Source organism: Marinobacter salinus, from assembly GCF_001854125.1.
Lineage (GTDB): Bacteria > Pseudomonadota > Gammaproteobacteria > Pseudomonadales > Oleiphilaceae > Marinobacter > Marinobacter salinus.
In genome coordinates, this window is sequence record NZ_CP017715.1 from 3591536 (window position 1) to 3617512 (window position 25977).

The 25977-nt window shown below is 57.5% G+C and carries 22 protein-coding genes; 15 read left to right on the forward strand and 7 right to left on the reverse strand.

Going from position 1 to position 25977, the window contains the following annotated elements; all coding sequences use genetic code 11:
- The first annotated feature begins 86 nt into the window (after window positions 1-86).
- The 8 genes from BKP64_RS16575 to BKP64_RS16610 all read left to right on the forward strand — a co-directional run bounded on the left by BKP64_RS16575 (window position 87) and on the right by BKP64_RS16610 (window position 8432).
- Window positions 87-1778 carry a diguanylate cyclase gene (locus BKP64_RS16575; RefSeq protein WP_070972627.1) on the forward strand — a complete coding sequence of 564 codons (1692 nt, stop codon included), beginning with the start codon at window positions 87-89 and terminating at the stop codon, window positions 1776-1778.
- A 3-nt stretch (window positions 1779-1781) separates the two neighbouring features.
- Window positions 1782-2954, forward strand: coding sequence for a response regulator (locus tag BKP64_RS16580; protein WP_070972630.1), 1173 nt, complete (start codon window positions 1782-1784; stop codon window positions 2952-2954).
- A complete protein-coding gene (locus tag BKP64_RS16585; protein ID WP_070973736.1) occupies window positions 2947-3360 on the forward strand; it encodes a response regulator in 414 nt (137 codons plus the stop codon). Before BKP64_RS16580 ends, BKP64_RS16585 begins: the two co-directional genes overlap by 8 nt.
- An 87-nt stretch (window positions 3361-3447) precedes the next feature.
- Window positions 3448-3768 carry a DUF2288 domain-containing protein gene (locus BKP64_RS16590; protein ID WP_070972633.1) on the forward strand — a complete coding sequence of 107 codons (321 nt, stop codon included), beginning with the start codon at window positions 3448-3450 and terminating at the stop codon, window positions 3766-3768.
- Window positions 3769-3786: 18 nt separating this feature from the next.
- Window positions 3787-4158, forward strand: a complete 372-nt coding sequence (locus BKP64_RS16595; protein ID WP_070973737.1) for a PA4575 family protein — start codon at window positions 3787-3789, stop codon at window positions 4156-4158.
- 28 nt (window positions 4159-4186) lie between these two features.
- Window positions 4187-5095, forward strand: coding sequence for a LysO family transporter (locus BKP64_RS16600; RefSeq protein WP_070973738.1), 909 nt, complete (start codon window positions 4187-4189; stop codon window positions 5093-5095).
- A 101-nt stretch (window positions 5096-5196) separates the two neighbouring features.
- Window positions 5197-6156 (forward strand): ABC transporter substrate-binding protein, encoded by a 960-nt coding sequence (locus tag BKP64_RS16605; protein ID WP_070972636.1) that lies wholly within the window; start codon window positions 5197-5199, stop codon window positions 6154-6156.
- Window positions 6153-8432, forward strand: coding sequence for a diguanylate cyclase domain-containing protein (locus BKP64_RS16610; RefSeq protein WP_099092566.1), 2280 nt, complete (start codon window positions 6153-6155; stop codon window positions 8430-8432). The genes BKP64_RS16605 and BKP64_RS16610 overlap by 4 nt, the downstream gene beginning before the upstream one ends.
- On the opposite strand, the gene BKP64_RS16615 is transcribed toward BKP64_RS16610, so the two are convergent.
- The 3 genes from BKP64_RS16615 to BKP64_RS16625 all read right to left on the reverse strand — a co-directional run bounded on the left by BKP64_RS16615 (window position 8402) and on the right by BKP64_RS16625 (window position 12101).
- Window positions 8402-10018 carry a Na/Pi cotransporter family protein gene (locus BKP64_RS16615; RefSeq protein ID WP_070972638.1) on the reverse strand — a complete coding sequence of 539 codons (1617 nt, stop codon included), beginning with the start codon at window positions 10016-10018 and terminating at the stop codon, window positions 8402-8404. The two genes, BKP64_RS16610 and BKP64_RS16615, sit on opposite strands and share 31 nt — an antisense overlap.
- A gap of 68 nt (window positions 10019-10086) precedes the next feature.
- Window positions 10087-11295, reverse strand: coding sequence for an HD-GYP domain-containing protein (locus tag BKP64_RS16620; RefSeq protein ID WP_070972640.1), 1209 nt, complete (start codon window positions 11293-11295; stop codon window positions 10087-10089).
- Window positions 11292-12101, reverse strand: coding sequence for a TatD family hydrolase (locus BKP64_RS16625; RefSeq protein ID WP_070972642.1), 810 nt, complete (start codon window positions 12099-12101; stop codon window positions 11292-11294). The genes BKP64_RS16620 and BKP64_RS16625 overlap by 4 nt, the downstream gene beginning before the upstream one ends.
- A gap of 129 nt (window positions 12102-12230) precedes the next feature.
- Between BKP64_RS16625 and BKP64_RS16630 the strand changes: the two genes are divergently transcribed.
- From BKP64_RS16630 to BKP64_RS16640, 3 genes are read left to right on the forward strand one after another with little or no spacing between them, the layout of a single operon-like run.
- Window positions 12231-13064, forward strand: a complete 834-nt coding sequence (locus tag BKP64_RS16630; protein WP_070972644.1) for a polyphosphate kinase 2 family protein — start codon at window positions 12231-12233, stop codon at window positions 13062-13064.
- A gap of 17 nt (window positions 13065-13081) precedes the next feature.
- Window positions 13082-14356 carry a D-amino acid dehydrogenase gene (locus tag BKP64_RS16635; protein ID WP_070972646.1) on the forward strand — a complete coding sequence of 425 codons (1275 nt, stop codon included), beginning with the start codon at window positions 13082-13084 and terminating at the stop codon, window positions 14354-14356.
- Between the two features lies 1 nt (window position 14357).
- The gene (locus BKP64_RS16640; RefSeq protein WP_227515442.1) at window positions 14358-15578 is read left to right on the forward strand and encodes a methyltransferase; all 1221 of its coding nucleotides are present in this window, start codon (window positions 14358-14360) and stop codon (window positions 15576-15578) included.
- A 39-nt stretch (window positions 15579-15617) separates the two neighbouring features.
- On the opposite strand, the gene BKP64_RS16645 is transcribed toward BKP64_RS16640, so the two are convergent.
- The gene (locus tag BKP64_RS16645) at window positions 15618-16814 is read right to left on the reverse strand and encodes an OmpA family protein (RefSeq protein WP_070972650.1); all 1197 of its coding nucleotides are present in this window, start codon (window positions 16812-16814) and stop codon (window positions 15618-15620) included.
- Window positions 16815-16973: 159 nt separating this feature from the next.
- A complete protein-coding gene (locus BKP64_RS16650; RefSeq protein ID WP_070973740.1) occupies window positions 16974-19295 on the reverse strand; it encodes an ATP-dependent helicase in 2322 nt (773 codons plus the stop codon).
- A gap of 187 nt (window positions 19296-19482) precedes the next feature.
- Between BKP64_RS16650 and BKP64_RS16655 the strand changes: the two genes are divergently transcribed.
- The 3 genes from BKP64_RS16655 (at window position 19483) to BKP64_RS16665 (ending at window position 22779) form a co-directional block, all read left to right on the forward strand.
- Entirely contained in the window at window positions 19483-19860 is a 378-nt protein-coding gene (locus tag BKP64_RS16655; RefSeq protein ID WP_070972652.1) for a DUF2237 family protein, read from the forward strand.
- Complete coding sequence (locus BKP64_RS16660; protein WP_070972654.1) at window positions 19860-22013, forward strand: tRNA(Met) cytidine acetyltransferase TmcA; 2154 nt, start codon at window positions 19860-19862, stop codon at window positions 22011-22013. Before BKP64_RS16655 ends, BKP64_RS16660 begins: the two co-directional genes overlap by 1 nt.
- Window positions 22014-22134: 121 nt before the next feature.
- Window positions 22135-22779 carry an ankyrin repeat domain-containing protein gene (locus BKP64_RS16665; RefSeq protein ID WP_335628354.1) on the forward strand — a complete coding sequence of 215 codons (645 nt, stop codon included), beginning with the start codon at window positions 22135-22137 and terminating at the stop codon, window positions 22777-22779.
- A 4-nt stretch (window positions 22780-22783) separates the two neighbouring features.
- On the opposite strand, the gene BKP64_RS16670 is transcribed toward BKP64_RS16665, so the two are convergent.
- Entirely contained in the window at window positions 22784-23887 is a 1104-nt protein-coding gene (locus BKP64_RS16670) for an enoyl-CoA hydratase/isomerase family protein (RefSeq protein WP_070972658.1), read from the reverse strand.
- A gap of 218 nt (window positions 23888-24105) precedes the next feature.
- Here BKP64_RS16670 and BKP64_RS16675 point away from each other — a divergent pair, with 218 nt between their 5' ends.
- Entirely contained in the window at window positions 24106-24438 is a 333-nt protein-coding gene (locus BKP64_RS16675; RefSeq protein WP_070972660.1) for a c-type cytochrome, read from the forward strand.
- A 36-nt stretch (window positions 24439-24474) separates the two neighbouring features.
- Here the strand turns inward: BKP64_RS16675 and ppnN are convergent, their stop codons facing one another.
- Window positions 24475-25848 carry a nucleotide 5'-monophosphate nucleosidase PpnN gene (ppnN, locus tag BKP64_RS16680; RefSeq protein ID WP_070972662.1) on the reverse strand — a complete coding sequence of 458 codons (1374 nt, stop codon included), beginning with the start codon at window positions 25846-25848 and terminating at the stop codon, window positions 24475-24477.
- Window positions 25849-25977: the final 129 nt, after the last annotated feature.

Consider the following 25977-nt stretch of genomic DNA (forward strand, 5'->3'; position numbering starts at 1 on the left):
CTTCTGGCTCTGGGGTTGAAATATCGCTTTGATCTGTGCCGGAGTCTGTCACAATCAGATCTTGATCCAGATTACACTGAAGTGCCATGGTTGAAGATAAAAATTCTGAAGTCGCGCGAAAACTTGAACTTCTGAAGCAGCGGTTCAAGGAAAAAGCCACAGCGGACCTTGTTCAGTTGCAGGCCGCTTTGAAAAGGGTTCGTAGCGACACTGCTTTTGCGTCGGGTGACATCGCTGCCATTTACCAGTCCCTGCACCGGCTGGCGGGTTCTGCGGGAACCTTTGGCTATGGCGCACTCGGTGAAGAGGCGCGGCGTCTTGAGTTGGCAATCAAACCTTTGGCTGAAGCGTGCTCCGGTCGTTCGGCTGCCGGCATAGACAGAGCCGAATTTGACTCGATGGTGGGCGACTCGTTCGGTGCCGGGGTGATGCGCCTTGTCGAGTTCCTTGACCAGGAATCGAATGAGGCGGGGCCGGCAGACCTGTCGCTGACGCCCGGCATTGCCAGGAGACGCGAAGAGCCTTTGGTGCTGATTGCCGATCCTGACCGATCCCGGGCCGAGGAACTCGCCCGGGATCTCGGGCTCCACGGTTTCCGAACGGTTGTTGAAGCCTCTATTGAAACGGCCGTCATAAGCCGCGCAGAAGCGCTGTCAGCTATCGTGGCGCGGGACTGGTTGATGTTCGGCGAGGGCGTCCGTCTCCAGGCACTCGATAGCGATTCAGCCGTAATATGCATTGGTTCAGAAGACTCTTTTTCCGAGCGTTATGGCCTGGCGGAACGGGGAGTTGACGGTTTCCTCTGCGAGCCTGTCGATGTGCCCCTTCTGGCTGATTATATAGAGCGACTCATTACCGAGCGTGAAGAGGGCGGGGCCGGCCGCGTGATGATCGTGGACGATGACCCCGAGTTGCTTGAGCACTATGGCCTGGTGCTGGAAGGGGGAGGGCTGGACGTCCGACGGGTTAATGATCCCGCAACCATACTGGGTGTGTTGTCTGAATTCCGGCCGGATATCGTCTTGATGGACATGCAAATGGGCCGGTTCAGCGGTATCAACCTGGCGCGCATGCTCCGTTTCGATCCTGAGTGGCTCGGTTTGCCAATCATATTTCTGTCTTCCGAGGAGGATCGGGAGTTTCAGGTTGAGGCTTTGTCCAAAGGCGGTGACGATTTTCTTACCAAACCGGTATCGGACGCCTTTTTGCTCAGAGCCGTGTCGGTCAGGTGTTACCGTGCCCGACAACTGGACAAACTGGCCTCCAGAGACAGCCTGACTGGGTTGTTAAAGCATTCTTTGGCAAAAGCGGAAATCCAGAAGGAACACGCCCGCTGTCTTCGCCTGAAACAGAACGCTGTCGTAGCCATGCTCGACCTGGACCACTTCAAGCAGGTAAATGATCGCTACGGACACCGGGCTGGTGATCTGGTAATCAAGGGCCTCGCCAGTCTTTTGCGCCACCGTTTGAGAAAATCCGATATTATCGGTCGTTACGGGGGCGAGGAATTTGTGGTGGCCCTGCCGGATTGCCCCATTGAGAACGCCCGTGCGGTGCTCCAGTCGATTTGTGACCAGGTATCGCAGATAGCCTTTAACGGAGCAGGTCAGGAGTTTACTGTGACGTTGAGTGTGGGGCTTGCGCCTCTAGATCAGTATGCTACCAGCGGCGACGCCATTGAGGCCGCTGACCAGGCGCTATACCGTCGCAAGCAGAACGGGCGAAACGGCGTTGCCGCAAGCACTGATCCGTCAGAAAAGTCAGGGGGCCGCGGCTGAGTTATGGATGCCCTGATTGTTGAAGACGATGATTTGATGGCAGACCTGTTGGAGACCGTTGTCGCGGGCCTTCACCCCGCCATGACCGTCCGGAAGGTGCCGGATGTCCGGCAAGCGATGGAGAGCTTGCGCTGGAAAAATCCGGGACTGCTTGTCGTTGACTGGAATCTTCCTGATGGCTCCGGCCTGGAGGTTATCCGAGAGGTCCGGGCGAATGACAAGGACATTCCTGTTGTCATGATTTCCGGTCGCGCCGACCGGGAATCCATTCTCAAGGCTGCGCATTATGGGATCAACGGGTACATCAGCAAGCCCTTCAAGGTCGAGATGCTGCATGAAAGACTGATCGAAATGATTGGCAAGGCTCTGCCGGAGGGACCGGTGTGTTCGCTGTCGGAGATGCTGTCCGGAGGCTTGGAGACTGTTATTCAACTGCCGGCAAAGACTGATGCAGCGAGTGTTCTGGCGCTCATGGCACGCTCGGACGAGTTGTCCGCAGCGCATTTGGCAGAGCGCTGGCAGACGGATGCCTCTGTGTGTGCCCGTTTGCTGGATGTTGCCAACCGGTCGTCTTTTCGCCGCACTGGCGAACCGGTGGCGAATGTTCGTGACGCCATCTCCTCTATGGGGGTACCTATGGCGCTGAATCAGGGGCTTGCCCTCTCGCTGGATGTTGGTGCAGCGTTTTCGTCCAGCCTGCTCTCCGAATGTGCGGCGGTTTATCAGAAACAGGCGGAATGCGCGGCCGCTGAGGTTCATAGAGTCGCTCTTGCGCTTGGCAAAAGGGCAACGCCGTTTTTTACGGCTGGTTTGCTTAGCCGAATGGGTGAGCTTGCTGTTTTGAAGGTGATGGATCAATACCTGAGGCAGGGCGGTGAGCTGACACAAAACGAGGTGGATCAGGGTATCCGGGATTGGGCTCAACCCTATGGCAACCGGCTGAAAGTCCAGTGGCGTCTGCCTCTGGAGCTTAGGCAGCTGATCGGTGCGGTGCATTATCTGTCCCGGGAAAACGTTACCCAGGATCGTTTGATCATGAGGGCCGGTGCCTTGCTCGCCAGTACCGAGGGTCAGAGTCCCGAGTGTGGAAGGTTATTGCGGCAGCTTGGCCTGGAAGAATGGTCGAGCTCAATGAATCAACAGGGAAGTCAGGATGATGGCGGGACAGATGGCTGAGTTAGACGATTCGCTTCAGCGGATCATGCTGGTTGAGGACGAAGAGGACATACGAGCCGTCGCCGAACTGGCGCTTGAGGCGGTTGGCGGATTTATTCTGAAAACCTGTCCATCCGGACAAAGTGCTTTGGATGCCATTGAAACGTTTCGTCCGCAGCTGATTCTGCTCGATGTGATGATGCCCGGGATGGATGGGCCAACCACCCTTCAGGCCATTCGTCAGTGCCCGGACTTCGCGAGGACGCCCGCAGTTTTCATGACAGCCAAGGTTCAGCCTGAGGAAGTTGACGGGTATTTGGCACAGGGTGCTGCCGACGTGATACCCAAGCCCTTTGATCCGATGGCGTTGTCGGACAGGATTCGCGAGATTTGGCATGCTCTGGACCCTGGCATCCGTTCAGACTGACGCCTGTTCCTCCGGTTGCACTGGTGTCAACACAGCCGATTCGGTTAATCTGTGGCAAATGTTCCACCAGGATTTTCGAGGCCCACCATGTCGTCTGTACCTTCCCGGGATGAGCTGAAAGCAAAGCTTAATCTGGAAACCTCCCGCATTCACTGGCATGACCTGCAAACCTATTTTGCTCGTGGCCAGGTCGTTCGCGTAGCTCCGGAGCTTGATATCCTGGAGGTGGCGGCTGAACTGGCTTCGGATAATAAAACGCGCTTTCAGCAATGGATGCAGGAAAGCAAGGTCGGCGATGTCGCTGCCGACCTTGCTCAAGCCTGGTACGACCGCAATGCGGAGTTATGGGCCGTAGTGATTGCACCCTGGGTGCTGGTTCAGGATCGGTCGGGTCGTGTTCTCCATTGATTTTGAGGGGTGGTGGTCATGAACCTGCACTATTTTCATGGTCGCGGGCCCTTTAAGGCTTTGGTGATGGTTCGGGGTGGTTACCGCCTGGAGCTTTTTATCAAGCCTGTGGGAGAGGATGCCTGGGCACTGGTAGCGCTCAATGGCCCGGATCGAGGCCAACCGGAGCGTCAGCATTGCCAGGGACCCTGGAAAACTCTGGCCCGGGCTGAGTCGATATTGCGAAGTACAGCCGGCGCTCTTATGGGCAATGGTTATGAACCCTGCCCTTCTGACCATGTAGTCTGGTCAGTAACGGCGCAGAGGCTGGCGCGTTCCATTAGCAGCGATCCGGCTCCCGGACCCTATCCGGAAGTGCTCAGCCCTGACCAGTTTGACCCCCTCGTCTGATTCCCCGTTTCCTTTTGTTGAGGATATTATGCTGACCGGCGCATTGCTCATTCTTGCCCCATTGTTTTTGGGATTTGCACTGGCCCTACAGAATCGTCGCTTACTGACGATTGTTCACCACTCGGTGGAAGGTCTGGTTTACTTCATACTCGCGTTGTTGGGGTTGGGACTGGGGCAGATGGAAGGGCTGACCGCTCAGCTCAGTGGAATGGCAACCCAGGTGCTGGCACTGGTGGTCGTGTTGTTTATCGCCAACATGGCGGGCCTGTGGCTGTTCCATCGATGGCAGCCCATGGCCAGGGAGGAAAGCCTGGCCAACGTCAGCCCTGGTTACCTGCGACTCTTCATGGCGGGGCTTAAGCCCACGCTGGCGGTTATGGTGGGGGTGTTGGCTGGCTATCTGTTGCTGCCACCCTTGCCCATGACTGAAGATCTGGCCACCTGGTCCCTGATGCTTTTGCTGTTCCTTATTGGCCTCCAGCTCCGGAATGCCGGCCTCTCCTTGCGCAAACTGCTCATGAACCGACAGGGTCTCGGGATTGCGTTGGCCCTGACCATCAGCTCCCTGGCTGCGGGTGCTCTATTAATCCCTGTACTGGCGTTACCCTGGCACGATGTGCTGGCGCTGGCGTCCGGTTTCGGTTGGTACTCCCTGTCCGGAATCGTCATTGGAGAGGCCCTGGGGCCTGCCTGGGGCGGTGTTGCCTTCTTGAACGACGTGTTGAGGGAGATCATCGCACTGGCAATCATTCCACTATTGATTGCCGCTCGCCCAGCCATGGCCATTGGCTATGGTGGCGCCACTGCCATGGACTTCACCCTGCCGGTTATCCGCAACAGCGGCGGACTGGCGTGTGTCCCTGTCGCGATTGCCTCGGGTTTCCTGTTGTCATTCCTGTCGCCGGTGCTAATGGCGGTATTCCTGTCCTTGGGATAATTTGCCGCAAGGCAATTCAAGCTGCGGTTTTATCGGTAAGATGGCACTATACGTTCAAGTTTATGAAGAAAAGTTAACTCAGGAAGTGCCAGGGAGCCTGGATGCATCGCCGTTCTTTCCTCGGATTATCCATTGCTGCGGGTATCACCATCGCCGGTGTGGGTGGGTGTGGGCGATCCCGGCCGCTTTATGTTGGGGTACATCCCTGGATTGGCTATGAACCGCTCTATCTGGCTGAAGAGTTCGGTTGGTTGCCCGCATCGGTCAGTCTGGTAAAGGGCGTTACAGCCGTTGACTCAATGTCGGGTCTGTTGGACGGAACGCTTGATGGCGCGGCCCTGACTCTTGATGAGGCTCTCAGGGTTCAGGATGACGGACTGGATATCGTGGTGGTTGCTGTGGCGGACGTATCCGCGGGTGCCGATGTTATGATGGTCCAGCCTGCGATTAGCGAATTGTCAGGACTTAGGGGGCTGCGGATTGCGGTTGAGCTCTCCGGGGTTTCGGGGATTATGTTGTTAAAAATCCTGGAACGTGCAGGGCTCAGCCGTGACGACATTACTGAGGTGAGCCTGCCGGTGAGTCAGCATCTGGACGCCTGGAAGCGCGGCGAAGTCGATGCCTCCGTCTGTTACGAACCGCTTGCTTCAAGGCTTGAGAGCCTTGGTGCCGTCAGGCTTTTCGACAGTAGCGACATACCGGAGACCATCTTCGATGTTCTGGTGGTCACCCGGGCAGTGGCGGACAACAATCCGGATGCGGTCAGGGCCTTTTTGGTTGCCCATTTCTCCGGGATGCGGCACCTGGTGCGCAGCCGGCATGACTCTGTTTACCGAGTTGCCAGTCGGCAGAACACCCCGCGCGCAGCGGTTGAGCGTGCGCTGGCCAACGTCATGCTTCCGGATCTCGCGGCCAATCAGCGCTATCTTGCTGCAGCGGGAAGGTTGGAAACCGTGGCGTTTGTTCTTGGCCGGATGATGGTCGATGAGGGGATGATCTCCGAACTACCCGACGCCCGTAGACTCTGTGATCCATCGTTCTTGCCCCGGAGCGTGTCTTGAGAGCGATCTTTTCCCGGTTGGCACTGATTCCCCTTTTGCTTGGGAGCCTGCTGGCGCCCCCAGTGGTCGCTGCGGACGACCTCCTGACGTTTGGTGTTTTTGCATACCGTCCTGATTACATCATGCGTGAGCGCTATCAACCCCTGGCTACCTATTTGTCCACGAAGATCGGCCAGGAAGTTCAGCTTGAGATTCTCGCCCAGGAGGACATGAATCGGGCGCTTGCCGCCAACCGACTGGATTTTTTTCTGACAAATCCGAGTCATTTCCTGGTTATTCGCAGTGAGAGAAGCCTGACCGGTGTCCTTGCCACGATGGTTCGCAGTTGGAGCGGAACCACAACTTCAAGCCTGGGGGGGGTGATTATTACCACCGCCGGGCGCAGAGATATAACCCGGCTCACCGACATCAAGGGCAAGAGCATCGCGTCGCCCGGCGTGCACTTCCTGGGCGGGTATCAGAGTCAGGTGCTCGAGTTGATAGAGGCGGGCGTGGATGTGCGTCGCACAAACCGCATCAAGTTGATGGGAAGTCACGATCGGGTCGTCCGGGCGGTTCTGTCGGGCGATGCGGATGTGGGTTTTGTGAGAACCAGCATCATTGAACAGATGGTCCTGGCGAATCCTGGCCTTGCTGATCAGGTGCAGGTGATAAACCAGCAGAATCTGGCTGGCTTTCCTTTCAGGGCATCCACCCGCTTGTACCCGGAATGGCCACTGGTGGCGCTTCCACATGTGGATGGTCGTCTTGTTCGCCGTGTGGCTTCGGCGTTATTTGCCCTCGAGTCAGACGATCCGGCGGCCATTGCTGCCGGTATCGCTGGCTTTTCGCCACCTGCGGATTATCAGTCGGTGGAATACCTGGCACGGAAGCTCCGGGTTGCCCCGTATGATGCCGTGCCCGAGGTAACCTGGGTTGATGTCTTGCAGCAATACCGGCTTTGGGTCTTTACCGTTTTGGTACTGGTGATCCTGCTGATCGCCAGCGCGCTGTGGCTGGGCAAGAGGAAACGTCAGCTGGCTGCCGAACAACAGCGTCTGAGGCGCCTGATTCTTGGTTGGCCGCAACCAATGCTGATAATTCAGGGGGGCGTGTTTGTGGATGCCAACCGTGCTGCGGTGGATCTTCTCCGCTATTCATCGCGCGAATCCCTGCTGGGCAAGGATATCGCCACCTTTTCGCCTGAGCTTCAACCGGATGGACGAATCTCCCGACAGAAAATGCAGGGGGTTCTGTCCCAGGTAATCCATGGTGGCGTGGATCAGGGTGAGTGGGTTTTTCGCCGGTCTGACGGCTCCGATGTCCGGGTGGATATGACCATCGCTCCGATCCATGAAAAGGATGAGCAAGCGCCTGTCATTCTCTGCTCCTGGTACGACGTAACCGAACGGAAGCAGGCCGAGCAACGGCAGCGTCTTGCTGCCAGTGTCTTCGACTATGCCAGGGAAGCGATTTTTATCACCGACAGCCATGGGATTGTGGTTGATGTCAACGATGCCTACGTCATCATCACCGGAAGATCACGCTCTCACGCAATCGGTGGCCATCCTCCTTTGCCGATGGATGAGGGTAGTGGGGTGTTCCACAGCGCAAAAAGTCATGGTTTCTGGTCCGGTGAGTTTTCCGCCAGGCGTGGTGACGGGGAGCCTTTTGTCCTGACGCTCACGATCAGCGGGGTTAGGGATGAGCACGGTGACATTACCCACTTTGTCGGTATTTTCAGCGACGTGACCCGCGTCAAGGAGCAAGAACAGAAGCTGCTCACCATGGCGCATTATGATGCTCTCACCGGCCTGCCAAACCGTGTTCTTTTTACTGACCGACTGCATCAGTCCATGGCGCAGGCCCGGCGGCAGGGTTATATGCTGGCGGTTGTCTACATTGATCTGGACGAGTTCAAGCCTGTTAATGATGCGTTTGGCCACGATGCCGGTGATCAGCTACTGGTTGAGATTGCATCGCGAATGCGCTCTGCCTTGAGAGAAGAGGATACCCTTGCTCGACTGGGAGGGGATGAATTCTCTGCCATCATTGTCAACGTGCAGGATGAGGCCATACTGAAGAGTCTGCTGTCCAGACTGTTGGTTATGGTATCTGAACCGGCCTGGGTGGCAGACCACAGTGTCGAGGTCTCGGCAAGCATCGGGTACACGCTGTTCCCGCAGGATAAGGAACTGGATGGCGATCAGTTATTACGCCAGGCGGATCAGGCTATGTATCGCGCGAAGCAGCAGGGCAAAAACCGCTATTGCCCGTTTTCTGATGGCGATTCCTGATCTGGGCGGTCAAGCAGAGCTGTTGCTGACTGCCAGGACAGGGATTTGTTCCACTGATCAGACAACCGCCGTACCGAGCTGAGGTCGTCCAGTGACCGCTCACCGGTCCCAGTGGGAACATCTCCGCGGACAATCATTGCAAGCAGCGAAGATTTCAGCTGATGGTATATTCGCCCGGCTTCGGCAAAGGTGTCCGGTTGCTCGTTGTCAGACGCTATGAGTTTCCGGAGCGTGTCCAGATATCGATCAAGGGCGGCGTTCAAGGGAGCCAGGTCAGGCTTGTCCTGAGCTTCGCGAAGCCTTAGCAGGGCGGGCGCCAGCTCGATGGCCTCGGCCAGATAGCGGCAGGTGCGAATGCTGAGAGTCAGCGCGTCCACGGTGGACGAGTGCATTTTTTCCGCCCGGAGCCGGGAAATATAATCGCTTATGGCCTCGTTCAGGCTCTGGGCGGCCGCCGTTTTCGGTTCGAGCTGGGCCGGTTTCAGAGCCTCCCTGTCCACGCAGACGCGCAACAGGCCTCTTATTAGTGCGATCAGTCGCTTCATCTCCTGATCCACAGCGCCAACAGCCAGTTCCGGGGTGTTGATCAGGGTATCGTCAAGAAAGCGGGGCTGGGCATTGTCTTCCTCCTTGCTCCGAAACATGCGCCCCAATACTCTCGCGAGTGGCTGCAGTAGTGGCAGCATGATGGCGGCGCCAAGCAGATTGAAAAGCGTGTGGAAGATGGCCAGGGACATGGCGGCGTTGGTATTCAGCTCCAGCCAGTTGGTCACAGCGGCGACCAGCCAGAGCATTATGGGCAGTATCAGTATCGCAATGGCACCGGTGACCAGGTTAAAGATTACGTGACCAAGGGCGAGTCGCCTGGCGTTCGCCGTTGCCTTGAGCACCGCAATTGCCGCCGTGGATGTGGTTCCCAGATTAGCGCCGATAACTGCCGCAGCCGCATCCTGAAGGGAGAGAAGATTGCTGGCTGCAGCACTCAGGATAATGGCGAGGGCAGCGCTGGAAGACTGGGTAAGAACCGTTGCCAGGAACCCGAACAGAACGAATAGCGGCAGCATGAGCCCCTGGCCGAGAACATCCGCGCTATCAAGGCCGACGGTCAGCTGGCCGAGGGAGTCTTTCAAGACCGACAGGCCGAGGAAAAACAATGCAAATCCCGCCAGCGCCTCCCCCAGTGATTGGTTTCTCTGCTCACGGCTTAGCAGTTTTATCGCCACTCCTGTCGCCAGCAGTGGCATGGCGAAGGCTTCGATCTTGAACCCGAAGCCAACCAGGCTGACCAGCCAGCCGGTCATTGTGGTTCCCAGATTGGCGCCAAAGACAACGCCGAGGGATTGGGCAAGATTCAGCAAACCTGCGTTCACAAAACCGATGGTGGCGACGGTAACAGCACTGGAAGACTGAACGATGCCCGTTATCAGGATGCCCGCGCCGAAGCCGCTCAGTGGCGTTCGGGTCCAGTGCCCGAGCATGTGGCGCAAGTGATGACCCGCGGCGCTTTTCAGACCGTTGGTCATCATTTCCATGGCCAGTAGGAACAGGGCTAGTCCGCCGAGAATCTGGAACAGGGTTGACGTCATGTTTTAAGGTTAAGTCGAGACATTATTCGAAGCTTAGCAGAGCACAGAGCGAATCATGCTGCTATTGATCAGAGAAGGAACTTCCGGACATCGACCTTGTATTCCTTCGGATCCTCGGCGCGCAGGATACGATCCTGGGTGCCCGGTTTAGCCAGGTCAATGGTATCCAACGTGATCGGCATGCGGAATTTGGTGTGGTACATCACCCGCACTGTCGGCAGTCTCTGGTCGCTCTCGTTGGCTTCGACCACTACGCCAAGACGTCCACTTTCCAGAAGCACCAGAGAGCCTACCGGATAAAGGCCAAGGCAACGGATAAACTGTTTGACCAGAGCCGGATCCAGATGACTGCCGCTCCACTCCAGAAGCTTCTTGAGGCCCTGTGTTGGCGTCATGCCCTTGTGATAGACCCGGTCTGCCGTGATGGCGTCGTAGACATCGCTGATCGCCACCATTCGACCGTATTCCGAGATTTCATCGCCCTTCAGGCCTTCCGGGTATCCTGTGCCGTCCAGGCGCTCGTGATGCTGGGCGGCGGTGATGACCGTCAGCTCGCCAATGCCTTCGGTGGTCGCCAGAATGTCGCGGGAATGGCGGGCGTGGAGCTTCATCACCTCGAACTCTTCCGGCGTCAGACGGCCGGGTTTATGCAATATCTCGTCCGGTGTGAGGATCTTGCCGAGGTCGTGGAGCAGCGCACCGACAATGGTCTGGTGCAGCACATCTGAAGACAGACTACGGTAATTCCCGAACAGGGACATAAGCACACTCAGGTTAACCGAGTGCTCCAGCAAATAATTGTCTTTCTCCCGGATTCGGCCCAGGCAGCTCAGCGCATTGGCGTTGCGGAGCACAGAATGCTGGAGTTCGTCCGCCAACTGATGAATAGGTGCAACATCAATGGCACCGCCAACCTTGGCGTGATTCATAAACTCACCGACCAGCCCTTGAGCCTGGCTGTGAATCTGCTGGGCAATCACCATTTCTTCCGCAAGCGGTACATGCGGCCGCAGCCCCGGCGACTGCTCACCGGCTTTTTGTAGGGCCGACTCGTTACGGCGATCCACTTCGGCCGCGGTTTCGGAGTCCTGGGTGTCGATCCCTTTGGAAGCATCGATATAAACGAATTCCACGCCCATCTGGCGGATTTTCTCGATGGTTTCCTGTTTTTTGATAACACCCCGCTTGCGCTGGGTGTTGTGGGGAATCCAGTCGTTGTTCAGGTCGGTGATATACATGCCGACCTTGAGGGCTGCAATGGGTACGCGTTTGATCATTCGGTCGGGAAAAAAGTCCGCAAGCTATTGTTGTATGTTGTACGGATTACCTCATCAAGGGGCAGTTCTTTCACCTCAGCGATTTTCTCTGCGACAAAGGGCAGGTAAAACGGTGCGTTTTCCTTGCCACGGTAGGGCACTGGCGTCAGGAACGGTGAGTCGGTTTCCAGCAGGATCTGATCGAGCGGTGCCATGCGGACGATATCCCGCACATTCTCGGCCTTGTTGAAGGTGGTGATGCCATTGAAGCCCAGGCACCAGCCCTGATCCAGGGCATACCGGGCAAGCCCGGGGCCGGAAGTGAAGCTGTGGATCACACCCCTGCGTTTGAGCGTATCCTCGAACTCGCCGAGAATGGCAATGGTGTCCTCGTCCGCTTCGCGGCTGTGGATAACCACGGGCCTGTCTGTGTCACAGGCGATCTGCAGCTGGCGCCGAAATACCTGCCGCTGTACTTCGCGGTCGGCGTTGTCGTAAAAATAGTCCAGGCCGATTTCGCCCACGGCAACGATCTTCTCATCCCGGGCGTGGGCACGGATTTCCGCTTCCACATCATCGGAGTAACTTTCAGCATCATGGGGGTGGATCCCCTGAGTGCCGTAAACCCAGGGCGCCACCTGGCTGAGCTCTCGCACCCTGGCGAGGTTGTCCGGGGATACCGCGATGGTGATCACTTTCTCGATATTGACCCCTTGTGCCTGTTCCAGGGTTTCCTCGAGCGGACGGTCCTTGAGGTAATCCAGGTGACAGTGGGTCTCGATGATCGGGTGATCAAATACGGGAATCTCACGACGTTTTTTACTCATTGTCGGGTACTACACTCCATCGCAACCTGCGTTTAGGCTGCTATCCTGTGAATTCAGTTTGGCAAGTTTACCAGCTTGTTCGATTGTTGACCTGTATTACCTCCTTAGGAAGTTGCACGGAGCACCTTGATGAAGCTTTCGGCGTTTGCCAGTTCTTTTCTTTTCGACTCCCGGAAACCCCGGTTCCGGGATTACCCGACGTTGCTGGACAACGACGAAGCGAAGCTACCCGGGCTGGAAGCCAGCCTGGACCAGATCGGTGAGTACCAGCGCCGGTTGTGGGCGAATCAGGCCGGGGCTGTTTTGCTGGTCATCCACGGGCCCGATACCAGCGGCAAGGACAGCCTGATCCGCACCCTGGCGACCTTTGCGGACCCCGCCGGGTTCCATGCCTGGTCGTTCAGCCGGCCGAAGGGCGCTGAAATCCGCCATGATTTTTTATGGCGGGTCACGCCTTTTCTACCCGGTTTTGGCGAGATGGTGGCTTTCAACCGCAGCCATCATGAGGCTGTGATCGCTGAGCGGGTATGGCCAGTCCATGAGCCTGACAGCTATAACTGGGAGAACCGTTACCGCTCCATCCGGAACTTCGAGAATCATCTCGTGGAAGAGGGCACCACGGTCATCAAGATCTGGCTCAACCTGTCGGAGGATGAGCATCGTCAGCGCCTCCTGAAACGCCTCGACAAACCCCGGAAGCGCTGGAAGTTTGATAAGTCGGATATCGATGGCTGGGAAAAGCGCCTCCAGTACGAATCCTTCGCCGAGGAAGCCCTGGCCGCGACCCATACGAAGGAGGCACCCTGGTTCATCGTGCCGGGTGACCGGAAACCCCAGGCCCGCGCCATTGTTGCGGCAGTGCTGGCGGAGCAGCTTCAGCAACTGGCGCCGAATTACCCGAAGGAAGATGAAAGTGTGCTGAAAGAATACCGGCGCCTGTTGGCGAAAAACGGCGTGAAATAACCACAGTGGAGGAATGCATGCACATTGTTGTAGTCGGTGGCGGCGTGGTGGGGATGACCACGGCCTACGAGCTGAATCGCCGGGGCCACCAGGTTACTGTGCTGGAGCGCCATCCAATAGCCGGGAACGAGACCAGCAAGGCCAATGCGGCCCAGCGTTCCTATGGTGTGGTTTACCCCTGGGCAGACCCCGGAATGGTGTTCAAGGCACTGCCCTGGTTGCTGAAGCAGGATGGCCCCCTGAAAATGCGTTTACCGCCTTCGGTGGAAGCGCTGAAATTCGTGTTTGCGACCTTGCGTTATGCCTGGTCGCCGGGTCTTTTCGGTCTGAATCGACGGGCCATGTTGCGCCTTGGGATTCACAGCCGGGAACGGTTTCTTGCTCTGGAGAAGGACCTGGACCTGGCCTTTGATGGCGGCCACCAGGGCCTGCTGCACCTGGCCAGCACGCCGGAGGCACTGGAAGGTTATCGTGCCACCCATGATTTGCTGAAGGAGCTGGGCATTCCCTCCCGTTTGCTGACCGCGGAACAGGTTCGCGAAGCCGAACCTGGCATGGTCGGCAATGGCCCGCTCTTCGGTGCCCTGAGTTACGACACCGACGGCACCGGCGACTGCCATCAGTTCTCCCGGGAGCTGGCGAAAGCCTGTGAAGCAAATGGCGTGGCGGTGCGTTACAACGTGGAAGCGGAAAAACTTGTTGCCGATGAGCACAAGGTAAGTGTCATCATTGTCAGGTCCGCCGATGGTGCAATGGAAACTCTCGAAGCCGACGCTTTTGTGATCAGTGCCGGATGCTGGTCCAACCATCTGGTGCAGCCACTCGGGCTGGAGCTGCCCATCTATCCGGTGAAGGGTTACAGCTTGACCGTCCCGATGAAAGATTCGAAGCGAGGCCCGGTATCAACCATCCACGACGATAATTACAAAGTGGTCTCGACGCGATTGGGTGACCGGCTTCGTGCGACCGGTTTCGTTGAGCTCGCGGACTTCAACCGGAGCATCCCGGAAGAGCGGTTGGCAACCATCAGAAAATCCGTAGAATCCCGTTTCCCGGGATGTGCCGATCTTGCTACGGCGGAAACCTGGACAGGTTTTCGTCCGATGACACCGGATGGACCCGCGATCATCGGCCGAGGTCCAAGGGAGAACCTGTTCCTCAATACCGGGCACGGTACTTTTGGCTGGACCTTCTCGGCGGGCAGCGCCGACCTGATCGCCCAGGTGATCGACGGAGAAGAGCCATCGGTATGTCTTGATGCTTTCAGGCCCGGCCGTTTCAGCGAGTCATAAGTTGAATCTTGAATTGTTTTACAACCGCTGGCAGCAGCTGAATGACTGGCTATTGCAGCATCAAGGGTTTTGGCAGCCGGCACCGTTTATGGAGGCTGAGCCCGAGTGGACCCTGCAATATCCGGAGCTGGCTTGTATGGTCGCTGATTGGAGCGACGCCCATTGCAATGCTCTGGATGATGCCCCTGCAGAGTTGGCCAAACTGGTGAGCTGGCATCTGCCTGCCTTGGGTATGTATGAAGATCTTGTGTCTTTGCCAGAGCTGTCGCGGCCTGAAGCCGAGGTTGAGGAAGTGACACTGCCTGAGGTGAGGGCGGTTGACATGCCCGGTCGTAAACGGCTCCAGTCCGGGGCCCTTACCGCAGCAGTGCAGCCCCTCAGGCAATCGGTTCTGGACTGGTGCTGCGGTAAGGGCCATCTGTCACGAACATTGGCGCCCCATTGCCCGGAGCGGGTAGAGGGCTACGAATGGAATGCCGGGCTTGTGCGGGATGGAAACCGATTAGCAGCCCGGTTTGGTGATCCGGTTTCCCTGCATTGCCAGGATGTCATGGCCGAGAATCTCGCCCTGCCGGCGAACGCCCACGGTGTCGCGTTGCACGCCTGTGGTGAGCTGCATCGACAGTTGATCCGGCGAGGTAGTCAGGCGGGAATGGCCCGCCTGAGCATTTCTCCGTGTTGTTATCACCTGGGTGGAGTGAGCCGCTATCGGCCAATGTCTGTTCGTGCAGCGGGCTATCCGGGTGTGTTAACAGTCTCCCGAAACGATATTCGACTGGCAGTCCGGGAAACCGTAACGGCACCGGCCAGGGTGCGGGAACAGACCCGTCGTGTCAGCCAGTGGCGCCTGGGTTTTGATGGTCTTCAGCGACACTTGAGGGGATGCAACGAGTATCTGCCGGTACCCCCACACCCTTCACGACTGGTTCACGGAGACTTTGAAGCGTTCTGCCGTTGGGCTGCGGAAGAGAAACAGCTGACGGTACCGCCAGACACGGACTTTAATCACTGGTCCGCATTCGGCGCCCGGCGGCTGAAGCAGGTACGGCGTCATGAACTGCTTCGCCATATTTTCCGTCGGCCCCTGGAGCTCTGGATCGTCCTGGACTACGCCGTTTTTCTGGAAGAGCAGGGCTATCGTGTGAGACTGGGTGAGTTCTGTGCCCGCTCACTGACACCGAGAAACCTGCTGATTGATGCCACAAAAAAAGGCGCCCACTAAGGGCGCCTTTCATTCATTGCTCAGGAATCGCTCAACCGATCAGCGCTGAACCTGGATGCGTGCCTCAACCCGACGGTTGGCGGCACGGCCTTCAGCGGTTGTGTTTGAAGCAACCGGCTGCTCTTCACCGTAACCTACAGAGCTGACACGGGCAGGATCAACTCCCAGTGCACCGGTCAGACGGGCGGCGACGGCTTCAGCGCGACGTTGTGACAGGAACTGGTTGTAATCGGCATCACCTCGGCTGTCGGAATGACCGGCGATTTCAACCGTAGTTTCCGGGTTAGCCCGCATGAAGTCAGCGACGCGGCGAATTTCATCGTCGTAGGCGTTACCAATAACCGAACTGTTGGTCGGGAATTGCACTTCGATCTCGAAGGTCTGGATGGTTTCAGTGACGCCTTCACAGCCCGTGGCATCGACGTCAGCACCAGCGGTGGTATCGGGGCACTGGTCGACGCTGTTTACGACACCATCGTTGTCGCTGTCGAGCTCACAGCCGCGGCTGTTTACCTCGACACCACGCGGGGTGTTCGGGCAGGCGTCACGGGCATCGACCACGCCATCCATGTCGCTGTCTGGTTCGCAGCCGGTACCGTCTACTGCTGCTCCAGCGGCAGTACCCGGGCACTGGTCACGGCTGTCAGGCACGCCATCACCGTCACTATCGGCAGGCGCTGGTCCAGCCACTGTGCGGGTGAAGGCAAAGCTCACGCCGAGGGACACCTGGGTGTCGAATGTGCTTTCATCAATACCGTGGAACTCGCGCAAATCACCACGCAGGGAAACGCCGTCACTGATGTTGTAGCGGAAGCCCGTACCGACATTGACGCGGGTTTCATCATGGTTGCTGCCGGCAGTACGCGGACCACTGGCGTCAGTGCCGAAGTCGGCATTGCCGGCACCCATGGAGACGTATGGGTTCCACGTCTCGTCCGGGCCGGCAAAGTAATAGGTGCCGTCCACACGAATTTCCTCGAACTCGGATTCGCCCGGAACATACTTGCGGTCCGCGTCTGCCCGGGAATAGAGGGCTTCCACCGCCCAGTTGGGCTTGAAGCGGTATTCTACGCCAACACCAAAGGTGCCGGTCTCGCTCAGGTCCCGTTTGTCGTCAAACAGCTGGAAGCCGGCGAACGGGTTGATGTAAATAGTTTCCTGGCGATCGGCAGCTATTGCCGGCGTTGCTACTGCAGCAGCGATGGCGGCCATCGCAAACGGACGCATGATGTTCATGCAGAACCTCCTGTTCGATTGTTTTTACAGCGTGTGTGCTTTTAAGTAACTTCTTGTTTACTCGGAATTTAGGCCAGTAGGCCAAAAAAGACAAAAAAATGATACAGGTTGTTACGTCAGGAATTATACGCAGCCTTCTCATTACCGGGTTTAGTTGATTCAGGCCAGGGGTGTGAAATACAGGTGCGCGCTTTTTTTGCTGAAGTTCAGTGTGTCTCCGCTATCGAAACGCACTTCGAACGAACTCTCATCTTCAGTAATGACGCTTCCTGCCCCGAAAATGGCGTGACTTACACGCTCCCGGTACCAAAGGGGTTCCACGGAATCGGTTACGGTTGCGGCCTGACCTTCCAGTGTCACCCCCTCCCGTTCCGCGTATCGTTGGCTGATCGGGGTCAACGGAGGCCCCAGCCGTATTGACTGGCCCGGCTCTTGAATTCGTTGATCCAGCCAGCCCCCGAACTCATTGGCCAGATCGAAACAACACTCTTCGACAAACCGGCTTGGCCCCTGGTCTCCTTCCAGATGCGGCTGGTTGCTTACCGGACGGCTGATCAGGTGCAGCTGCTTGCGGGATCGGGTCATTGCAACGTAAAGCAATCGTCGCTCACTCTCCAGTACGGTCCGGGCGTCATCCTGGGGTTTCGGGCTGTAGGGCAGGTACTTCTCCTGCAATCCCGGGATGATAACCCGAGGCCATTCCAGGCCCTTGGTTCTATGGATGGTTGAAAGTAGCACGCCGCCCTGGTGCTTCTCGCCTGCCTGTTGCTTGAGTGCTTTCAGGTGATCCAGGGCACCTTCCGGATTTACGTCCAGACTTTTCAGGTACTGGCGAAACCCGTGAAGAGTGTCGATGCGTTCATCGGCACTTTCGTGGGTCAGTGCGAGGCTACGGATGCCTTCGTACAGATCCGTGTGCTCGGCATAGACGCTGATCAGACCCGCGACCGGGCCCTGGTAACCGCGCAACTGCCCCAACACCTCACCGAGCTTGCGCAATTTGCGGGCGGCCATGGGGGAAAGGGCATCGAAATCCATAGCCAGGAGCCGACCGTGCCAATCGGACGAAAAACCGGATAAAAAGCGGGCCAACTGTTCCAGCTCCGGTTCCTTGAGCCCCACGTGGGGGAAGCGCAACAGGTGGCGTGCAACTTCCAGGCGGTCGTCATCCGGGAGGTTTGCCAGCCTCCCCGTGACCACCATCAGCACGGAGGTAATTGCCTGAACTTCCCGGCTGAACAGGGCGCCTTTGCCCGCATCTATGCGGTAGGGGATCTCACGGGCGAGCAGCTTGAGTTCAATGGGAACGCTCTGGCTCCAGACACGGAAGAGAATGGCCGTGCCGCCAAGCGCGGCTGTTGGTGTTTGCTGAAGAATCCTGATGATTGCATCGCTGTCATTCTCCACCCTGTGCAGGACAATGTCTGTTGCCGGGGTTGATGGGTGTGAATGGCACAGCACATCCTTTCGTCCGGTGTTGTGGCAGATCAAATGGTTGGCCAGCAAGGCGACCCGGTGGCCGTAGCGGAATGTGTAGCTAAGCGTCTGCTCCAGGGGGCTTTCGAATTCGTCGCTGAAACGTTTGAGGATAAACTCGGGCTTGGCGCCCCGGAATTCGTATATGGTCTGATCCGGGTCGCCCACCACGGTTACCCTGGCCCGGTCGCCTGCAACATAGCGCAATAGAAGATGCTGGATCTCGTTGGTGTCCTGATACTCATCCACCAGGATCAGGTCCATTTTGTTGCCCACCAGTCGTTGCAGTTGCTGGTTCTGGTGAATCGCCATCACTGGTTCATACAGCATGTCGGCGTAACTGATCCGGCTTTGGCTCTTTCGCCACTGCTCAAAGCTGTGGAACAGGTCAATCAGGTAGCGGTGTTTTTCAGCGTAGCCCAGTTCCTCGAACACGATTTCGGCCGGAGACAGGGTGGTTTTCACCAGATCAATAAAGCCAGTGGCGGTTTCCACGAAATCCTTCTTGTTGCGTCGGATCTCATCGGCCAGATCTTCCGGGGCCAGGCGCCGGGTCAGTTGCCAGGCCTGAAAGCTGACCTCCTGCTCCGTCAGGATCTTGTCGGAAAACCCCGGTAGATAGCCTTCACGTACGAACCGTTTGTACAGACGCAACCCCATGGCGTGATATGTCCGGATCTCCGGCAGCACCAGTCCGCTCTGGCTGCACACCTCCTGCAGCTTGCGTTCAAAATCCACCCGTGCACTTCGGTTGAACATCAGAACCAGCATGCGGTCCGGATCGTGGCCCTGCTGCAGCAGATAGCGAATCCGCCAGGCCAGGGTGGAGGTCTTTCCACTGCCGGCCACGGCGGTGATCACAGAGTGTTCATAACCGGCGGTGATGATGGCCCGCTGCTCGTCGGTGAGGAAGGCTGGCAAATCAAGGAGGGCAGACTGTTGGGGTTTGGTTGGCATAACGCGTATTGTACTGACCAACTGGTAGTGCGGGTACCTGTCCCGCATAATTGGCGAAAAGTAATTTAAAGTCATTCGACTACCATTTCCTGGTTGGCCGCAGCCTTTTGGTTGGGCTTTCCAAAACCCGCTCAAGCACGTCAATGTGACGCTTGAGCTCCGCCATCCATGGCTCCGCACAGTTTTGGAAAGCCCAACCAAAAGGCCGCTAACTATTGGAGCAGAGGACGAAGTTATGCAGATATCCGAATCCGTAAACGTATTGGGTGAAGAGCTGGAAACCTGTGGCACCGACCCGAAAACCGGGTTCTACCGGGACGGCTGCTGCAACACCGGCCCGGATGACCTGGGGTTTCATACGGTGTGCGCAGTGGTCACCGATGAGTTTCTAGAGTTTTCCAAAAACAAGGGCAATGATCTGAGTACCCCCAGACCGGACTTCGGTTTTCCTGGCCTGAAGGCCGGGGATAGCTGGTGTCTCTGCGCGGCACGCTGGCAGGAAGCGTTTGAGGCGGGCTCAGCGCCGAGGGTTCGGCTCCGGGCGACCCATCAGGCAACGCTCGAAATGTGTGACTTGAACGACCTGAAACGCCATTCGGTGGATCTCAGCTAATGACCCCGTGTGGGCTCACGGCGGCATATCTCGACTCCTGGAGGACGTTCCAGTGCAAGCTGGCGCAGAGGGGAGAGCGTCGCCTGGTATTGATCGAAGGCGACCGTACCGAATCGCTGAACTGGCTGAAAGCTCTGTTGCCGGCAATACCAACCGAGCCCGGTGTCTGGACTGGTCCTGAATCAGACTGCCCCGATGGGATGCTGACAACGCTGGCACCAAAGCATGCCCGGCAATGGCTGGGGCGGGAATCCTCCATCGTGGTCTGGGATGGCTGGAACGGTAATCCGCCGGATGGCTTTGCTGCGCTTGCCGGAACGCTCAGAGCGGGTGGGTTGCTGTTCTGGCTTATGCCGCCGCTTGGCCAGTGGCAACGTTTCGAAGACCCGGACTATGCCAGAACGGGTCTGGATCAGAGTAGAGAGCACCCGTTTGCTGGCCGACTGTCGCAAATCCTCGCGGAGGATCCCCGGGTCCTTCGAATTAACCCTGCCACTAACCCCTGTCCTGAGCTGCCTGCTGTATCCGCCGCCGTTACGGATTTTGCCGTGGGAGCGACCAAGGCTCAGACTGCACTGGTCAAGCAACTGGTCCATTTTGGTCTGGGTCGTCGCCGCCGTCCTCTGGTTGTGACTTCCGACCGTGGCCGAGGCAAGTCGGCTGCGCTTGGGATGGCGGCAGCGGAGTTGCTTCAGCAGGGACGCCGGCAAGTCCTGGTAACCGCGCCAGCGTGGGAGAACGTGGAAACTCTGTTCAGCCATGCCCGCAGTGCACTAGGGGCTGAGCTGTTGGAAACTGACAGTGATGCCCTTGAAACTCTCGGTGGTGGAAGTCTGCGATTCCTGCCGGTTCGTGAGCTGCTGGCCCGGCAGCCCGACGCCGAAGTGGTTATGGTGGATGAAGCCGCCGCGGTGCCGGCGCCCCTGCTGAAACAGATACTTCTGGGCTGGCCGAGGGTTGTGTTTGCCTCGACCGTTCACGGTTATGAGGGGGCGGGCCGGGGCTTTGCCATCCGGTTCAGGCAGGTGCTCGATCGTGAAACGCCCCAATGGCAGAGCTTTACGCTGATGGAGCCGGTGCGCTGGGCCCAGGAAGACCCTTTGGAAAACCTGGTCTCCCGATTGTTCCTGCTGGCGGCAGACGGCGGTGAATCCGACGCTGTTTGTGCGGAACCCAGTGAATTGATTGTTGAGCCTTGGGAGCCATCGGAGGCGTCCGACTCGGAACTCTCGGAGGCGTTCGGGTTGCTCGTGGATGCGCACTATCGGACCACGCCCGCGGACCTCCGCCAATGGATGGATGACCCCGCAGCCAAGAGCTGGCGGGCACGGATGGGCGACAAGGTCGTGGGTATTCTGTGGGGCGCCGTTGAAGGTGGCCTATCAGCGGATATTGCTGAGCAGGTGACCCTAGGCAACCGGCGTATCCGGGGTCATATGTTGCCCCAGTCTCTTGCGACGCACAGCGGGTTCCCGGAGGCCGCAACCCAAAGTTGCCTTCGGGTGGTGCGGATAGCCGTGGCTGATGGTGCCCGCAGACTGGGGATTGGCAGGCAACTTGTTGCAGTGGCAAGCGGTTACGCCCGCGAGCAGGGGCTGGATACACTGGGCACCAGTTATGGCAGCAACGGCGACTTGCTGACCTTTTGGCAGTCCTGTGGCCTGGCGCTTGTGCGAGTGGGGCTTAGGCAGGAAGCAACCAGTGGTGAGTACCCCTTGCAGATGCTGCAGGGACGGAGTGCTTCAGGAACTGACCTGGTTAATTGCCTGCGGCATCGATTGGCGGGCCACTGGCTGACGCTGGTTCCCCTGGCCTGGCCATTGCTTGAACCTCGCTTGCTGGCGCAACTGACCGCTGAATTGCCTGCGTTCTGCCGGGTGAACGATGAGGACCGTCGAGATTTGCACAGCTTCGCCTATGGACATCGGGGCTTTTTGCTGAGTTTGCCGGTTCTGCGGAAACTCAGCATGACCCGTGGGGTTATGGGCTGGATAATGCAACAAGACCAGACAGCACTCTGGTGTTGTGCGGTTCTCCAGCAACTGAGCTGGCGCGAGTTACAGGCGAAAGGATTGTGTCTCGGCCAGCGAGAGGGTGAGGACCGTTTGCGCGGGCTCACACGTCAACTTCTGAAAAACGGTCCGGAGTTGTGAACCGCTCGATTTAAATCTCGCCGTCTGCTGCCCAGAATAGGCCAAACCAATCTGACCGAGATCGTTCGTTATGGCCAAGGGAACCGGCGCCCCCCGTTGCTTTTTAATTGTTTTTTCTCTGATGTTCCCCTGGGTTGCGGGTTGTGCTTCACATACGGAGCCGACCAATCTAGAACATGGGGTTGCCACCGAAGCAGGAACACCTCTCATGGGTGCCGCCCAGTCGGGTGATCTGGACCGCGTCACTGCACTGGTAAGGGCTGGTGAGTCAGTCAATACGCTCACCGAGAAGGGGTCGCCGCTGATGGCCGCGGTTTTTGCCCGCCAGGACCGGATAGCCTGGTACCTGCTTTCAGAGGGCGCAGCTCCGGATCTGACAGCTTCCGGCGGCGAGACGCCGCTGATGGTGGCGTCTGCACAGGGAGGGCGCAGGTTGGTTCAGTTGCTGTTATCGGCAGGTGCCAACGTTAATGCTTTCGACTCGAACGGTTACACGCCGGTGATGCGTGCGGCTGAACATGGCCACCTTTCGGTGATAAAAGTGCTGTTGACGGCAGGCGCCAACGTAAATGTCAGCCAGGGCGGCGAGTCTCTGCTGATGAAGATTGTGGCGAGTGGCGACCTTTTGACCGCCGAGATGCTCCTGGCAGCAGGTGCAGACGTTAATTATCGTAGTAGAGAGGGCAATACCGCACTGGATATGGCCCGGGCCAATAACAATCGCGATCTGGAAATGCTACTGGTCCAGGCGGGAGCCGAGCTTTAAGAGGTCAGTTCAGCTGCATAGGGTCAGTTTCATCGTCCCATTCAGGCTGGAAATGGGCTTCCACGACCTCCATGGGTACAGCGCTGACACTCTCAAATGACCAATGGGGGTGGCGATCCTTATCCACCGCCAAAGCCCGGATGCCTTCAGGAAGATCCGGTCGGCGTGTGCATTCCGTCGCCATGGCAAGCTCCATACGGAAAACGTCTTTGAGCGACATCTGCTGGGCTTTTTTCAGCTGGGTCCAGACCAGCCAGGCGGATACCGGGCAGCCATGCCTGAGATTGCTGATGCTTGCGCTCCACCACTCACTGTCGATCTCCGCAGACAGCAGCTGGTCTACGATTTGTGGTAACTCGTCACCCGCACACAGCCGGGCAATGTCTTGTTCGTGTCGTTCCAGGTTGCTGCGCTGAAGCGCGCGGTAATCGGGTGCGTGCATCTGTGCAAGCAGTCTGAACAGTCGGTTGTCATCGGCGGCTGGCTTTCCGGTCCAGCGCTGTTCCTGCAATTGGGTGAGCAGTGCCCCCTTGTCCTCGGGGAGCAATACCATGTCTGCCAGTCCAACCCGAATGGTGTCGGTAATATTCAGTCGGGCACCGGTGAGGCCCATGAACAAACCGATGCGCCCCGGTAATCGATTAAGAAACCAGCTGGCACCAACGTCGGGAAACAGTCCAATCGATATTTCCGGCATTGCGAGTGAGATATCCGGCGTAGCCAGCCGGTATCGACAAGCGGAAAACAGTCCGAGGCCACCCCCCATCACCACACCTTGGGCTATACCCACGACAGGTTTCGGAAACCGGTGAAGGGTGTAATCGAGTCGATATTCACGGGCAAAGAATCGCCCGGGAACCTCAGAAGCATGAGGTCCCTTGATACCGCTGTATAGTTCCCGAATGTCCCCGCCGGCACAAAATGCCCGATCGCCCCTACCCTGAACAACCACCAGGCGTATCCGGTCATCATCAGCCCAGCGATCAAGCGCATTTTGGGCATCAACGATCATCTGCTCTGAAAGTGCATTCAGGGTGGCTGGGGAATTCAGTGTCAGCAGGCCGATGTGGCCTTCCTGGCACATCAGCTCCTGGGCCTCTATGGACATAGAGAGAGTCTCCGGTATTGGTAAGCTAATCTGAGCCAGCGGCTTTGACGTACTTTCTCACAATACTCCCGCAGTTAAAGAGGACGAACGTCGAACGGGTGATATTGTTTTATCACATTTGTGCTCGGCCGCGGCTGTGATATAAGTGCAATTCGGCTTACTGTCCGGCTCAAATGCCGGAAGCAAACGTTAACAACGATGACGAGAGGATAATGATAATGAATTTTAAACACTACGCCGTTGCAACGATTTTTGCGCTTGGTGCGAGTATTTCCACGATTGCATCGGCTGCCGATGCTGAAGCCGGCAAAGCCAAAGCGGCTGTATGTGCAGCGTGTCATGGCCAGAACGGCGTGGCCCAGATTCCGACCTACCCGAATCTGGCGGGCCAGAATGAGCAATACCTGAAACTGGCCATTACGGCATACAAGAACAAGCAGCGGTCCGGCGGTCAGGCCGCGATCATGCAGGGCCAGGCGGCCGCACTGAGTGAGACCGACATTGCCAACCTGGCAGCGTATTACGCCAGCCTCCCGGCTGGCGGCAAGTAAGCGGAGACTGCCGGCGGTGAGTTAAGCGCACACCGCTTAGCTCACAATGCGGTAGCTGGGGCGGTAAGCCGAAGAACCTGGAAGTTTCATTCGGTTCTGGGTGACAAACTGCTCCAGCATTGCTTCCAGTGGCTTGATTAATGTTGGGTCGCCGGAAATTTCGAACGGACCTTTTTCCTGCACCTGCCGGATACCATTTTCTTTCACGTTACCTGCCACAATCCCGCTGAACGCCTTGCGCAGATTGGCTGCTATCAAGTGCACCGGCTGATCGCGATGCAGCTCAAGGGCACGCATGTTGTCGTGGTTCGGCTCAAAGGGCATCTGAAAGATAGGATCAATCTTAAGCATCCAGTTGAAGTAGTACGCATCCTGCATAGCTCTGCGGAAGGTTTCCACTTCATGCATGCCGGCCTTCATGGTTTGTGCCACACGTGCCGGGTCGTCAATGATGATCTCGTATTTGTTGGCGGCCGCATCGCCTAACGCGTTACGGATGAACTTGTCGATCATCTCGAAGTATTCCGCATTTTCCCGCTCGCCGGTAAAGACCACCGGGAAAGGTAAATCTGAGTTGTCCGGGTGTAACAGGATACCGAGCAGATACAGGATTTCCTCGGCAGTACCGACCCCGCCAGGGAAGACAATGACACCGTGACCACAGCGGATAAACGCTTCCAGGCGCTTTTCGATATCGGGCATGATCACCAGTTCATTGACGATCGGGTTTGGAGCTTCGGCACCGATGATGCCTGGCTCGGTAATACCGATATAGCGGCCATTCCTGACCCGCTGCTTGGCATGGCCAATAGTTGCCCCCTTCATAGGACCCTTCATGGCGCCGGGGCCGCAGCCGGTAATAATGCTCAATGCCCGAAGCCCGAGTTGGTGTCCGACTTCCTTGCTGTACTGGTATTCGTTCTGACTGATAGAGTGCCCGCCCCAGCAAACAACCATGTCTGGCTGCCGGCCGGCTTCCAGCACCCCGGCATTGCGCAGGATGTGGAATACCAGGTTGGTCAGGTCTTCCGGGTTGTCGCGACGAAAACCGGCAACGGTCTGGGGAATGGAGTAGGAATAGATGATGTCCCGCAACACTGAAAAAAGATGCTCGCGAATGGCACGAAGCATCTCGCCATCGACAAAAGCATGGGCTGGTGCATTGACCAGTTCCAGCTTCAGTCCTCGCGGCTGGGGAACCAGACGCACATCAAAGTCTGCGTGCGACTCCATGAGCGCTTTACAGTCGTCGGTTTCGACCCCGGTATTAAGAACGGCGAGCGCGCATTGGCGAAACAGCCGGTAGAGACCGCCTTCACTTCTGTCCTTGAGGCGATTCACTTCATGGTTGGATAGGATTTCCAGGCTGCCCTCGGGTGATACGAGGGCATTGATGGTCTGTTCTTGCATGAACGGTAGAGCTCCTGACTGTATCCGGGCCGCAGAAGGTTCAGATTGGCATCTTGCGGTAACGCCGGATTTTGAGGCAATGGTCCAAAAAGGTACACTAAGCGCTTTCCTGTAATTTCGCCACCCGAC